General features: G+C 59.7%; 14 protein-coding genes. 4 read left to right on the top strand and 10 right to left on the bottom strand.

Annotated elements, in window-relative coordinates:
* Nucleotides 1-33: 33 nt before the first annotated feature.
* Together C7J97_RS10520 and C7J97_RS10515 are read right to left on the bottom strand one after the other, a co-directional pair.
* Nucleotides 34-1,365 carry a UDP-N-acetylglucosamine 1-carboxyvinyltransferase gene (locus tag C7J97_RS10520; protein WP_113992955.1) on the bottom strand — a complete coding sequence of 444 codons (1,332 nt, stop codon included), beginning with the start codon at nucleotides 1,363-1,365 and terminating at the stop codon, nucleotides 34-36.
* A gap of 179 nt (nucleotides 1,366-1,544) precedes the next feature.
* On the bottom strand, nucleotides 1,545-2,627 hold the full coding sequence (locus C7J97_RS10515) for an FtsW/RodA/SpoVE family cell cycle protein (protein WP_113992999.1): 1,083 nt from the start codon (nucleotides 2,625-2,627) through the stop codon (nucleotides 1,545-1,547).
* Nucleotides 2,628-2,776: 149 nt separating this feature from the next.
* Here C7J97_RS10515 and C7J97_RS10510 point away from each other — a divergent pair, with 149 nt between their 5' ends.
* Complete coding sequence (locus tag C7J97_RS10510; RefSeq protein WP_113992956.1) at nucleotides 2,777-4,660, top strand: peptidoglycan D,D-transpeptidase FtsI family protein; 1,884 nt, start codon at nucleotides 2,777-2,779, stop codon at nucleotides 4,658-4,660.
* Between the two features lie 702 nt (nucleotides 4,661-5,362).
* On the opposite strand, the gene C7J97_RS10495 is transcribed toward C7J97_RS10510, so the two are convergent.
* Nucleotides 5,363-5,956, bottom strand: coding sequence for a xanthine phosphoribosyltransferase (locus C7J97_RS10495; protein ID WP_005920489.1), 594 nt, complete (start codon nucleotides 5,954-5,956; stop codon nucleotides 5,363-5,365).
* Between the two features lie 366 nt (nucleotides 5,957-6,322).
* On the opposite strand from C7J97_RS10495, the gene C7J97_RS10490 reads away from it, so the two are divergent.
* Nucleotides 6,323-7,192: a patatin-like phospholipase family protein gene (locus tag C7J97_RS10490; protein WP_113620850.1), complete on the top strand. Its 870-nt coding sequence runs from the start codon at nucleotides 6,323-6,325 to the stop codon at nucleotides 7,190-7,192.
* A gap of 184 nt (nucleotides 7,193-7,376) precedes the next feature.
* On the opposite strand, the gene rplL is transcribed toward C7J97_RS10490, so the two are convergent.
* The 7 genes from rplL to rpmG form a co-directional block, all read right to left on the bottom strand.
* Complete coding sequence (gene rplL / locus C7J97_RS10485; RefSeq protein WP_015537535.1) at nucleotides 7,377-7,751, bottom strand: 50S ribosomal protein L7/L12; 375 nt, start codon at nucleotides 7,749-7,751, stop codon at nucleotides 7,377-7,379.
* Nucleotides 7,752-7,821: 70 nt separating this feature from the next.
* Nucleotides 7,822-8,337: a 50S ribosomal protein L10 gene (gene rplJ / locus C7J97_RS10480; protein ID WP_005920492.1), complete on the bottom strand. Its 516-nt coding sequence runs from the start codon at nucleotides 8,335-8,337 to the stop codon at nucleotides 7,822-7,824.
* A 274-nt stretch (nucleotides 8,338-8,611) separates the two neighbouring features.
* On the bottom strand, nucleotides 8,612-9,304 hold the full coding sequence (gene rplA / locus C7J97_RS10475) for a 50S ribosomal protein L1 (protein ID WP_005920494.1): 693 nt from the start codon (nucleotides 9,302-9,304) through the stop codon (nucleotides 8,612-8,614).
* A 57-nt stretch (nucleotides 9,305-9,361) separates the two neighbouring features.
* Complete coding sequence (gene rplK / locus C7J97_RS10470; RefSeq protein ID WP_005920496.1) at nucleotides 9,362-9,787, bottom strand: 50S ribosomal protein L11; 426 nt, start codon at nucleotides 9,785-9,787, stop codon at nucleotides 9,362-9,364.
* Nucleotides 9,788-9,923: 136 nt separating this feature from the next.
* Nucleotides 9,924-10,475 carry a transcription termination/antitermination protein NusG gene (gene nusG / locus C7J97_RS10465; protein ID WP_005920497.1) on the bottom strand — a complete coding sequence of 184 codons (552 nt, stop codon included), beginning with the start codon at nucleotides 10,473-10,475 and terminating at the stop codon, nucleotides 9,924-9,926.
* Nucleotides 10,476-10,505: 30 nt separating this feature from the next.
* Nucleotides 10,506-10,757: a preprotein translocase subunit SecE gene (secE, locus tag C7J97_RS10460; protein ID WP_005920499.1), complete on the bottom strand. Its 252-nt coding sequence runs from the start codon at nucleotides 10,755-10,757 to the stop codon at nucleotides 10,506-10,508.
* Between the two features lie 17 nt (nucleotides 10,758-10,774).
* Nucleotides 10,775-10,924: a 50S ribosomal protein L33 gene (gene rpmG, locus C7J97_RS10455; protein ID WP_005920501.1), complete on the bottom strand. Its 150-nt coding sequence runs from the start codon at nucleotides 10,922-10,924 to the stop codon at nucleotides 10,775-10,777.
* Nucleotides 10,925-11,233: 309 nt separating this feature from the next.
* Here rpmG and C7J97_RS10450 point away from each other — a divergent pair, with 309 nt between their 5' ends.
* Together C7J97_RS10450 and murI are read left to right on the top strand one after the other, a co-directional pair.
* A complete protein-coding gene (locus tag C7J97_RS10450) occupies nucleotides 11,234-12,328 on the top strand; it encodes a D-alanine--D-alanine ligase family protein (protein ID WP_097785667.1) in 1,095 nt (364 codons plus the stop codon).
* Complete coding sequence (gene murI / locus C7J97_RS10445; RefSeq protein ID WP_113992959.1) at nucleotides 12,321-13,145, top strand: glutamate racemase; 825 nt, start codon at nucleotides 12,321-12,323, stop codon at nucleotides 13,143-13,145. The genes C7J97_RS10450 and murI overlap by 8 nt, the downstream gene beginning before the upstream one ends.
* The last annotated feature ends 6 nt before the right edge of the window (nucleotides 13,146-13,151 follow it).

The raw sequence follows: 13,151 nt of genomic DNA, 5'->3' as shown, positions 1-13,151 counted from the left end.
ACTATCATACGATACTTATATAACTGTATCGTATCATTTTTTTGCTCCGATTGCAAGACAAAATTGCTTTTTCATGGGTGTTTTTTTCGCAAGCCCTCTCCGGGCGGGAATTTCCTGCCAAATCTGTGCGCCCAGCCCCGCCAAAAGCCGGTCAAACTCCGCATAGCCGCGCCGGACAAGCTCCACCCCGTCAAGGCGGCTGCTGCCCCGGGCAGCCAGCGCTGCAACCACCAGCGCCGCCCCGCCGCGCAGGTCCGGTGCGGTCAGCTTTGCCCCGTGCAGCGCCCCGGCAGGCTGTACATACAACGTGCGCTCTGCCACCCGGACGTTAGCCCCCAGCGCCGCAAAGCCCCCGGCACAGGCAAAACGGTTTTCAAACACCCTGTCCTGCAGGCTGCTTTCGCCCTGTGCGCAGAGCATCACCGCCGCCAGCAGCGGGGCGGCGTCCGTGGCAAGACCAGGATAGGGTGCGGTGTGCACATTTCCCGCGCCGCGCAGCGCCCCGAACCGTGAAATGGCGGCAGCATCGTGTGCCCGCTCTACGGTGCAGCCCATTTGTTCCAGAATTTCCAGCAGCGGCGCATACAGCCCGGGTGCGCAGCCCGCCAGTTCCACCCGGCCGCCCGCCGCTGCCACTGCGCAGGCCAGTGTGGAGGCGATGATGCGGTCTGCCATCGGTGCAAAGGTGCAGCCCGCAAGGCAGCGCTTTCCCTGCACCCGGATGGTGTCGGTGCCCGCACCCTCCACGCAGCCGCCGCAGGCGTTGAGGAAGGCGGCAAGATCCACGATCTCCGGTTCCTTTGCGGCACCATGCAGCACGGTCTGCCCCTGCGCTGTGGCAGCGGCCAGCAGCAGCGTCTCGGTTGCGCCCACGCTGGGGAAAGCTAGACAGATCTCCGCGCCCCGCAGCCCCGCCGGGGCGTAAAGCGTAAGCTGTCCGGGCGCTGCGGGCAGCTGCCGCACCCCCATCTGCGCCAGCCCCTGCAAATGCAGATCGATGGGCCTTGCCCCGATGCGGCAGCCCCCGGGCAGCACAGTGCTCACCCGCCCCAGCCGCGCCAGCAGCGGCGCGCAGAACAGGATAGACGCCCGCATCCGGCCTGCGGCCTCCGGTGCAAGGTCGGTGCGCATGGGCTGTCCCTGCACCGCCAGCGCTGCGCCCTGCCAGCCTGCTGTGCAGCCCACGCCCCGCAGCAGGGCAAGACAGTCCTCCACGTCGGTCAGGCGCGGCACATTTTGCAGCCGCACCGGCCCGCTGCACAGCAGCGCAGCTGCCAGCAGCGGCAGCGCACTGTTTTTGGCCGCAGGCACTTCCACCCTGCCCTGCAAAGGCCGTCCGCCCGTAATGATCCAATCCCCAGCCATGCCAAGACCCCCGTTCTGCAAAAGATACCCCATGGTATGCAAAACGAGGGTCTTTGGTCAAAGAAATGCACCGGAAACGGCTTTCCCGCTGTCTGCGGGATTTGTCCGGTCATTTGTCCGCTTTTTTCGGCTTTCCTGCACCGATATTTCCCCTTTGCGGCTGGAAATGCCGGTCTATATCAGCTTTCGCCCCGGGAGACGGAGAGCACGATGCCCATCTCGCCCAGAAGCATCATCAGGCTGGTGCCGCCGGAGGAGAAAAAGGGCAGGCTGATGCCGGTGTTTGGGATGGTGTTAGTAACTACCGCAATATTCAGCACCGCCTGCAGCGCCACCTGCACCACAAAACCCACCACCAGCAGTGCCCCGAAGCGGTCCGGCGCGTGCGCCGCCAGCGTGATGCCCCGCCACAGCAGCGCACTGAACAGCAGAATGACCGCACACGCGCCCAGAAAGCCCAGTTCCTCGCAGAGGATGGAAAAAATGAAATCGTTCTGCGGCTCGGGCACGAACAGATGCTTCTGGCGGCTGTTGCCCAGTCCCAGCCCCGCCGCCCCGCCGCTGCCGATGGCGTACAGGCTTTGGATGGTCTGGTGGCCGTCACCCAGCGGGTCGGCAAAGGGGTCCAACCACGAATTAAGACGGTCGGCGGCGTAGGGCACCAGCTCCGGCATGAGCACGATGGCCGTGCCAATGGCGGCAGCGCCGCCCGCCCCCGCCAGCAAAAACCACCGCAGCCCGGTGCCGCCCACGAACATGAGCACCGCGCCGATACTCAAGATCAGCACCGTGCCGGAAAGGTGGGGTTCCAGCAGCATGAGCACTGCCACCACCCCCAGCACCAGCGCAAAGGGTACTACCCCCACCGCAAAGCTGCCCATGCGGTCGTGGTTCAGGGCGATGATATGGGCAAATACCAGCACCACCGCAAATTTGGCGATCTCGCTGGGCTGTAATGTGCCCAGCCCCGGCAGCACCAGCCAGCGCTTGCAGCCGTTATACTCCGGCATGAACAGCACCGCCGTCAGCAGCACCAGCGAGAGCGCCAGCAGCGGCCACGCCAGTTTGTGATAGATGTGGTAGTCCACCCGGCTGGCCATCCACATCGCCGCCAGACCCATGGCGGCATACAGCAGCTGCGGCCGCACATAGGCAAAGGCGTCCTGCCGCCGGTACAGTGCCACCGCGCTGCTGGCGCTGCACAGCATCACCAGCCCAAAGGCTACCAGCGTGAGCACCAGCACCAGAAAGGGCAGGTCCATGGGCGGCAGCGGCCGCAGCAGCCCTTTGCGGGCAGCAGTTCTGTGCAATCCCGGTCACCTCCGTTTCTGTTATTGTACGCGGGTGCAGGGGCGGTTAGTCATACACGCTGCTGCCGGGCGCATAAACTGCCCGCAAAGGGGGTGCTGCCATGCGCGGCTCAAAACCCACGGACGCCCTGCGCACTTTACCGGAGCGGGCGTTCCGTCTGCGGGCGCGGCTCATTGCGGTGGGGCTGTGCGCCGTCTGCTTTGCAGGGCTCATCGGGCGGCTGTTCTGGCTGCAATTATGCACCGGCGGCTGGTACACCCAGCGGGCGCTAGGACAGCAGCTGCGGGACACCGTTGTGCCCGCTGACCGGGGCAAAATATACAGCGCCGATGGTGCGCTGCTTGCTGCCAACAGCAGCTGCTGGACCCTGCGCGCCAGCCCCCGGGAGATGCCGGAGGAAAAGCTTGCCCTCGCCGCCAAAGGGCTTGCGGAGATACTGGAATTGGACGAGGCAAAACTGCTGGAAAAGTTCAGCGACCGGCGCTCCAACGATTGCCTTCTGCGCTACCGGGTGGAGCGGGAAATTGCTGATGCCGTGCGGGATTTCTGCGCGGCGAACGGCATTACCGGCGTGCGCATCAATCAGGATTCCAAGCGCTGGTACCCGCAGGGGGAGTTTCTGGCCTCGGTGCTTGGGTTTACCAATGTGGACAACGCCGGGGTCAGCGGGCTGGAGCTGAAATATAACGACACCCTTACCGGGCAGAATGGGGTGGTGCTGACTGCGGTGAATGCTTGGGGCTACACGCTGGCGCAGAGCTACGAGACGGAACTTACGCCCGTGGAGGGCAGCGGGCTGCGGCTGACCATCGATGCAAATATTCAACATTACCTTGAAAATGCGTTGAATTATGCGGTGCAAGAGCATCATGTAGCCGCCCGCAGCGTGGGCATCGTGATGGAGGTGAACACCGGGGCAGTGCTGGCCATGGCCACCACCCCGGCCTACGACCCCAACCAGCCCCGGGTGATCGCCGACAAAGCCGCACGCGCCGCCGTGGACGCCCTTTCCGGTAAAGAGCGCGCCGCCGCCCTGCAGCTGGCGCAGCAGACCCAGTGGCGCAACAAGGCGGTAAGCGACTTATACGAGCCGGGCAGTGTGTTCAAACTCATCACCTGCGCGGCGGCGCTGGATGCCGGTGCCATCACCCGGCACTCCACCTTTTACTGCGGAGACTCCATCTCGGTGGCAGGCACGCGGTTCCACTGCGCCAACCACAAACGCCACGGCAGCCAGACCGTGACACAGGCGCTGGAAAACTCCTGCAATCAGAGCTTCATCCAGATCGGGGCGCGGCTGGGCAAGCAGGCTTTCTGCGATTATTTTGCCGCTTTCGGCCTACGGGAGCCCACCGGCATCGACCTGCCCGCCGAGCCGAAAAAGAGCCTGTACTACACGGCCGACCGCATGGGGCCGGTAGAGCTGGCGTCCTGTGCCTTCGGGCAGAGCAGCAAAATTTCCTATCTGGAAATGGCTGCTGCCGTCTGCGCGGTGGTAAACGTCGGGCGTCTGATGCAGCCGTATCTGGTATCGGACATCCTAGCGCCGGACGGCAGCGTTTTGCAGCACAATGCCCCGGTGTGCAAGCGGCAGGTGATCCAGCCCGCCACCTCCGCCGCCATGCGGGAGATGATGGAGGCGGTGGTGCTGTACGGCGGCGGACGCAACGCACAGATCGCGGGCTACCGGGTGGGCGGCAAAAGCGGCACCAGCCAGAAGCTGGACAGCACCGACGAGAAAGCCCGTATCGCCAGCTTTGTGGCGGTGGCACCCATCGATGACCCGCAGTTTTTGTGTCTGGTCTGTCTGGATGAGCCCCACAGCTGGACCACCGCCGGCGGCAGTCTCTCGGCACCGGTCTGTGCCGAGGTGCTGGAGCAGACGCTGGTATACAAAGGCGTCCCCCGGGCAGCGGACACCGGCAGCGCAGACGCGCCGACTGCCGCCCTGCCCGCCGATGGAGACAGCTTTGATGGGGCATGACGATTTGGAATGCGCGCCGCGTTCGCTTTGCGCATAAACAGCGGAAGAATGATTTTTAATTTGTAATTCTGGAAAATCTGCGGATTTTCCAGAATTGCCTTTTCACGGGAGGGGGCGTGGCGGGAAACGGTAGTTGCAGCACCGCTTTCTGCGAAAGCGCGGCGCTGCGGGCGAGCGCTTGCTCCCCCGAGAGGGCCGACTTCCCCCGGCCGGGGGAAGATGTCACCACAGGTGACAAAAAGGGGAATCTGTCGCGCAGCGACTGAGGGGCTATAAATGGAGAAGCGAAAAAAGCGTTAAAGCGATAGCGCCGACTGGCGCAGCGCTAGCTTTTTTGTGCTTCGACTTCTGTTTTAGGATTGTCAAGGGCGAGCAGCCCTTGGCGACGGGTTGCGGCACCCAGCATCCGCTTCGTGCCTTGGGCGGCACTCGCGTCTTGCTGGCCGCTGCCCCAACAACTGCTCCCTGTTTCCGCCGCTGGCGGCGGTCGCAGTTGTTGCGTTGCGGGGTGGGTGGAGTCCAGAGGTAGGGAGGGGGGACTCGGAACACCCCTCCCTGCCTCTGGCCCAGCGGAGCGTCTTTGCACGCTTGCGGCAAGCAGATACCTTTACCCGCAGCGCCGCTGCAAATGCTGCTATTCAGCCGCAAAAAAATAACGGAACGTCCGCAGACATTCCGTTACGCTGAAATGTATAATGATTTTTAGTTCTGGTTCGGCTGGGGGCGGAAGGTGATCTCGCCGGTGGTGCTGTCCATGGCGTCCACGATGGCAAGGCTTTCCAGCTGGATGCCCTTGCTGCGGATCAGCTCGCCGCCCTGCTGGAAGCCCTTTTCCACGGCGATGCCGATGCCCTCTACGGTGGCACCGGCTTCCTCGGCCAGTTCCAGCAGCCCCATCAGGGCGCAGCCGTTGGCCAGAAAATCGTCGATGATCAGCACATGATCCTCCGGGGTGAGGAACTTTTTGGAGACGATGACATTGTAGATTTTTTTGTGGGTGAAGGACTGGATCTGAGTCTTGTAGTTGTCGTAGTCCAGATTGATGCTCATGGATTTTTTGGCAAACACCACCGGCACGTTCAGCTCGCTGGCCACCACAGCCGCAATGCCGATGCCGCTGGCCTCGATGGTGAGCACCTTATTGATGGGCTTGCCTGCAAACAGGCGCTTCCACTCCCGTGCCATCTCGCGGAACAACGGGATGTCCATCTGGTGGTTGATAAAGCTGTCCACCTTGAGCACGTTGCCCTCGCGCACAATGCCGTCCTTGCGGATACGATCTTCCAGCATCTTCATAAAATATATCCTCCAACCCTTGCAGGCGCGTTTTCTGCCTCCGGCTCGCCCGCCGCGAAAAGCGCCTGCCTGTTTTCCATTCCCGGGTGCGCGCCACACGCACCCATCATATAATGTTTCACCTAGTATACCGGAAGCATCCCGCTTTGACAAGGGGTTTTCATGCCAAAATTCGTAAAATTACGACACCAAACCTCTTCGTTTTTTCTAAAAGTATGACCTTGTCCAAAAATACCGAAACTTCGTGAGGTTGTCGGGTCATTTTTGGTTTATCCTCCCTTGTTCTTTCGCGGTTTTTGAGTATACTATTCTTAATAGGAGAAGGGTCATATCCGGGATTTTTGACCGGACGAGGAGGAAAATGGTATGAAAACAGGACTTGTGCTGGAAGGCGGCGCTATGCGCGGAATGTTCACCGCCGGCGTACTGGATGTGCTGATGGAGCATAACATCCAGCTGGACGGTGCCGTTGGTGTGTCGGCGGGGGCAGTGTTCGGCTGCAACTACAAGTCGCACCAAATCGGGCGCACCATCCGCTACAACACAGAATACTGCACCGACAAGCGCTACGCCAGCTTTGGCAACCTGCTGCGCACCGGCAACCTGTACAGCGAGCAGTTCTGCTACCATACCGTGCCGGAAAAGCTGGATCCCTTTGACACCGAGGCTTTCCGGGAGAACCCCATGGACTTTTTTGTGGTGTGCACCGATGTACGCACCGGCGAGCCTATCTACCGCAAGTGCCGCACCGGCGACGCCGAGGATATCCAGTGGATGCAGGCTTCGGCATCCATGCCGCTGGCGGCCAAGATCGTGAAGATCGGCCACTATCAGCTGCTGGACGGCGGTGTTGCGGATTCCATTCCTGTGCGCTTTTTCGAGTCTATCGGCTACAAGCGCAACCTGATCATCCTGACCCAGCCCAAGGGTTTTGTAAAGCAGAAAAACAAGATGCTGCCCCTTATCCGGGCAAGGTATGTGCGCTATCCCGCTTTTGTGGAGGCCGTGGCAGACCGGCACCAGCGCTACAACGAGACGCTGGCCTATATTTCCATGCTGGAGCAGTCCGGCCGGGCCTTTGTCATCCGCCCGCCCATCCCGCTGGAGATTCCCTCCATGGAGCGCGATCCCGCCCAGCTGCGCCGCGTTTACGAGACCGGCCGCGCCGTGGCACAGATCCAGATCGACAAGATCGCAGCCTATGTGGAGGAGTCCAAGGCTGCACCGGAAGAATAATACGAAAGGCTGCTGCACAGGTTTGTGCAGTAGCCTTTTTTTGAGCGGAATTTGATTTTAGGCTTCAGAAACGCCTGTGGGCGTTTCTGAAGCCTTTTTTCACGGAGAGATACAAAAAGAGGCCTGCACCTTGCGGTGCAGACCTCTTGATGTTCAAGAAAGAACGGTAAGAGAAGGGGTTAAATTACTTAACCTCAACCTTAGCGCCAGCCTCTTCCAGCTTCTTCTTGATGTCGTCAGCCTCAGCCTGGGAGACCTTCTCCTTGACAGCCTTGGGAGCGCCATCAACGATAGCCTTAGCCTCCTTCAGGCCCAGACCGGTGATCTCCTTAACGACCTTGATGACCTGCATCTTGGTAGCGCCAGCCTCAGCCAGGATGACGTCGAACTCGGTCTTCTCTTCCTCAGCGGAAGCAGCAGCGCCAGCAGCAGCGGGAGCAGCAGCAGCAACAGCAGAAACACCGAACTCCTCGCAGTAGGTGTCGATCAGTTCCTTCAGCTCCAGAACGGTCAGGCCCTTGACGGACTCGATGATGGCAGTAATCTTCTCAGAAGCCATGGTAATAACCCTCCAATATCAATGGTTTTAGTTTGTTTCAGTTTTTTGTTAAGCGGCGGTCACGCGGCCATCAGGCAGCGGGCTCCTCCTGCTTGTCGGCATAAGCCTGCATTGCAACGGCCAGACCAGACAGAGTGCTGGTGAGGGCGCCTGCAAACATGGACAGCATACCTTCGCGGTTGGGCAGCTTTGCGATAGCGTTGGTCTCGGCGGCGTTCATAGCCTTGCCTTCCATGAAGCCAGCCTTCACGACGAACTTCTTGGACTTATCGCCATCCTGGTACTTGCACAGGATGCGGGCAGCAGCCATGGGGTCATCCTCGTGAGCAAAAGCAACAGCGGTGTCGCCCTTGAAGTTCTCAGCCAGACCCTCCAGAGCGGTACCCTTAACTGCCAGACGCAGCATGGTGTTCTTCACGACCATGTAATCAACGCCTGCCTCACGCAGCTCCTTACGGAGCTTGGTGTCGTTCTCGACGTTAATGCCGCCGTAAGCGACGACGCAGCCGGAAACCGCACTCTCAAACTTTGCCTTCAGATCAGCGACGTAAGCCTGCTTTTCAGAAAGAATCTTTGCACTGGGCATTCGGTTTCACCTCGTTTCAAAAACTTGTATCGAAAGCCGGAGCAATGAAAAAAGCCTCTCTCCCGCGCACTGCGCCGAGAGAGAGGCATAAAGCAACTTTACGCACGTTTCTCGGCAGGCGGTCAAACTTTACACTGGACTCCAGCGCCTGCTGTCTTAAAAACAGCATGATTATAATACCGCAAACGTGCGGCGTTGTCAAGTACTTTTTTCAATTTCCGACAAAATTTTTCTGCCATTCCGCAGAACGGCAGAAAAACATCAGAAATCTAAATTAGACACCGTACTTCAGGGTGTTCAGACGGATGCCAGGGCCCATGGTGGTGGCGATGGTAGCGCTCTTGAAGTAGGTACCCTTTGCTGCAGCGGGCTTTGCCTTGGCAATAGCCTCCATCACAGTGTCTAGGTTGGTGTACAGCTTCTCTGCACCGAAAGAAGCCTTGCCCACGGGCACATGGATGATGTTCTGCTTGTCCAGACGGTACTCGATCTTACCAGCCTTAGCCTCGCTGACAGCCTTGCCCAGATCGGGAGCCACAGTGCCGGCCTTGGGGTTGGGCATCAGGCCGCGGGGGCCCAGAACCTTACCCAGACGGCCAACGCGGCCCATCATATCGGGGGTAGTCACGACGACGTCAAAATCCATGAAGCCGCCGGCGATCTTTGCGATCAGCTCGTCATCGCCAACGATATCAGCGCCAGCAGCCTCGGCAGCAGCAGCTGCGGGGCCCTTAGCAATAGCGCAGACGCGGACGGTCTTGCCGGTGCCGTTGGGCAGAACGACAGCGCCGCGGACCTGCTGGTCAGCGTGACGGCCATCAACGCCCAGACGGACGTGCAGCTCGACAGTCTCGTCGAACTTGGCGGAAGCGGTCTTGCAAGCCAGCTCCAGAGCCTCGTTCACATCGTATGCCTTAGTAGAATCGACCAGCTTTGCAGCGTCGACATAGTGCTTGCCATGTTTCATTGTATATCCTCCTGTGTGGTCATGCGGGCAGTGTTATGCCCTCCCACTGTTTATGTCTCAGCCCTCGACGGTGACGCCCATGGAACGGCAGGTGCCGCGAACCATGCTGCAGGCAGCTTCCAGAGAAGCAGCGTTCAGGTCGGGCATCTTGGTCTTGGCGATCTCCTCCACCTGAGCGGCGGTCAGAGAAGCAACCTTTTCCTTGTTGGGCTTGCCGGAAGCGGTGTTGATGCCAGCGGCCTTCTTGATCAGAACAGCTGCCGGAGGAGTCTTGGTGATGAAGCTGAAGGAGCGGTCAGCGTACACGGTGATGACGACGGGGATCACATAACCCATCTGGTTCTTGGTACGCTCGTTGAACTCCTTGGTGAACGCCATGATGTTGACGCCCTTCTGACCCAGAGCAGGGCCAACAGGGGGAGCCGGAGTCGCCTTGCCGGCCTCGATCTGCAGCTTAATGTAGCCAGTAACTTTCTGTGCCATGATAAATGCACCTCCAAAAATCTGTGGTGAGTTGCGGCGCAGTGTCTCTGCGCCTCCCACGAGCGCGTGCACGCTGCACACGCTCTATAAGAACCGCACTGCGGTCTTACCTTGGTAAACGGAACTTGCCGGTTGGTTACGGCAGCTCGACCTGACCGATCTCCACCTCTGCGGGGGTCTCGCGGCCGAACATATTGACCTTGAGCTTCACCTTGAAGTTCTCGGTATCAATGGCCTCCACAAGGCCCATAAAGCCTTCCAGAGGACCGGCGGTGATCTGCACGGTATCGCCGACAGCAAAATCGACGCTGAGCGGTGCAGCCTTCTCCACGCCCATCTTCTCCACTTCCTCAGCGGTCAGCGGAACGGGCTTGGAGGCGGGGCCAACGAAGCCGGTGCAGCCGCGCGTATTGCGCACGACATACCAGGTATCGTCGTTCATCACCATTTTGACCAGAACGTAGCCGGGGAACAGCTTGTGCTCCACCATCTTCTGCTTGCCGTTCTTGTCGATCTCAGGAACCATCTCGACGGGAACCTTGATGTCGCAGATCAGCTCCTGCAGGTGACGGTTCTCCACCATGGTCTGCAGGTCGTTGGCGACCTTGTTCTCGTAACCGGAATAGGTATGCACAACATACCAAAGAGCCTCAGTGGACTCATCTACCAGCTTGGTTGATTCTTCCATTTTGGTTGACCCTCCGTTTCAAGATGATTCTCAGGCGCCGATGATCAGGCCCAGAATACCACCAAAGATGGCATCCAGCAGGATCATCACAACCGCTGCGATCGCGACGGTCACAAGCACGACGATGGTGTTGGTCTTGACGTCCTGCTTGGACGGCCAGACCACCTTCTTCAGCTCGCTCTTGGTATCGCGGAAGAACTTTGCGACCCGTGCGCAGAAGCCCTTGACAGCGGCTTTAGCTTTGGCCACAAAGCCCGGCTTTTTCTCGGTTTTGTCTGCCATTATGCTCCGCCTTTCTTTTACTTGGTTTCGCGATGAACGGTGTGCTTCTTGCAGAAACGGCAGTACTTCTTCATCTCGAGACGATCGGGGTTGTTCTTCTTGTTCTTCGTGGTGTTGTAGTTGCGCTGCTTGCACTCGGTGCAGGCCAGAGTGATTTTAACGGTCATTTGTTGACACCTCCATTATAACGGTTGTTTTGAACCTCCCTCGGGTGCGGGTGGCAGCTGTAAAAACAGGCGCACTTAATAACCCCGCAAAAGAGGTGATATCATTGTACCACGCGTTTTTCAATCCGTCAAGCAGAAAAAAGCGATTTTGAGAAACTTTTTTCGCAGTCACTGTCTTTTTGTCCCAACGCGGCTTTTTTGCATTCTGCTTGCATCGCGGGCGTAGATATTGTATAATGAATCGAAACGGCATTTTACCGGTTTGAAGCCGCCCCTTTACCGGGGCTTTATAAATAGGAGTGAGATATCATGCAGTCTGCAAATAAAATGTGCGTGGCTCTGTTGTTTGGCGGTATGTCCAGCGAACATGAGGTCAGCTGTGTCTCTGTGGGCAACTTTGTCCGCAACATCGACCGCAGCAAATACGAGGTGCTCACCGTGGGCATCACCAAGGAGGGCCGCTGGCTCTATACCGAGGCCACGGCGGAACAGATGGCCGATGGCAGCTGGGAAGAGCTGCCCGGCAATATGGCCTGCGTGATCAGCCCGGACCGCGCCGACCACGGCATGATCCTGTTTACCCCGGACGGCCGGGTGGAAAAGATGCACCTTGACGTGGTGATCCCGGTGCTCCACGGCCTGTGGGGCGAGGACGGCACCGTGCAGGGCCTGTTGGAGCTGGCAGGCATCGCCTATGTGGGCTGCGGCGTGCTGGCAAGCTCTGTGTGCATGGACAAGGCTGTGGCCAACGCCCTGTTCGAGGCCAACGGTGTGCCCCACACCAAGTGGGTAGCCGCCAACCGTTGGGAGATCGAGAAGGATCTGGAGGGCGTTTGCGCCGGTGTGGAACAAAAGCTGGGCTGGCCGGTGTTCGTCAAGCCCGCCAACGCAGGCTCCAGTGTGGGCATCTCCAAGGTTTCCAATCAGGAGGAGCTGAAGGCCGCCATTGCCCTTGCACTGGAAAACGACCGCAAGGTAGTGTTTGAAGCCTTTGTGGACGGACAGGAAGTGGAGTGCGCCGTCATCGGCTCCGACCCCGCTGTTGCCACCCGTCCCGGTGAGATCCTTGCCGGTGCAGAGTTCTACACCTATGATGATAAGTACAAGAATGGCGTGAGCCAGACCGTCATCCCGGCACATCTGCCGGAGGCCAAGCTGGACGAGGTAAAGACCTACGCCGCCATGGCCTACACCGCACTGAACTGCGAGGGTCTGGCACGGTGCGATTTCTTTGTGGAAAAGAACACCGGCCGGGTGCTCATCAACGAGATCAACACCTTCCCCGGCTTTACCGCCATCAGCATGTACCCCAAGCTCATGGAGCACGAGGGTCTGCCGGTGCCGCAGCTCATCGATCGCCTGATCGCACTGGCGGTGGAAAGGACGGAAAAGCAGCATGGATAATCGCCCCATCGGTGTGTTCGACAGCGGTCTGGGCGGCCTGACCGGTGTGCGGGAGCTGCGCAAGCGCCTGCCCCATGAGGATATCATCTACTTCGGCGATACCGGCCGGGTACCCTACGGCAGCCGCAGCCCAGAGACCATTCTGCAGTACGCCCGGCAGGACGTGGCCTTTCTGCTTTCCAAAAACGTCAAATGCATCATGGCCGCCTGCGGCACGGTGAGCAGCACCTACCCGGCTGCGGAGGCAGCCCAGTTGCCGGTGCCCTACCTTGGCGTAGTGGACGCCGCCGCCCGGGAAGCAGCCTTTGTCACCCGCAACCGCCGCATCGGCGTCATCGGCACAGCCGCCACCATCCGCTCCCGCAGCTACGAAAAGCTGCTGCGGCAGCTGGTACCCGGGGTGGAGATCACTGCCCGCCCCTGCCCGCTGTTTGTACCGCTGGTGGAGGCCGGGTATGTGGATCACAGCGAAGCCGGAAAGCAGCAGATCACGAAGCTGGTCATTGCCCAGTACCTGACCGAGGTGCGCGAAGCCGGGGTGGATACCCTGATTTTGGGCTGCACCCACTACCCGCTGCTGAAAAGCATGATCGGGGAGTTTATGGGCCCGGGCGTCACGCTGGTGGACCCCGCCATGACCGCCGCCCATCATCTGGAGCGGATGCTTGCCGAGCGCGGGCTGCGCGCCGACCACGAGAACGGGCAGGCGCACTTTTACGTCAGCGATGTGCCGGACTGCTTTGTGCAGACGGCAGACCTGTTTCTGGGCGAGTACAAGGGCGGCCCGGTGGAGCAGATCGCCATTGATAAATATTGATAAGGA

Source organism: Faecalibacterium prausnitzii (assembly GCF_003324185.1).
In the GTDB taxonomy this organism is placed as follows: Bacteria; Bacillota; Clostridia; order Oscillospirales; family Ruminococcaceae; genus Faecalibacterium; species Faecalibacterium prausnitzii.
This window is presented reverse-complemented; position numbering and strand designations above follow the sequence as displayed.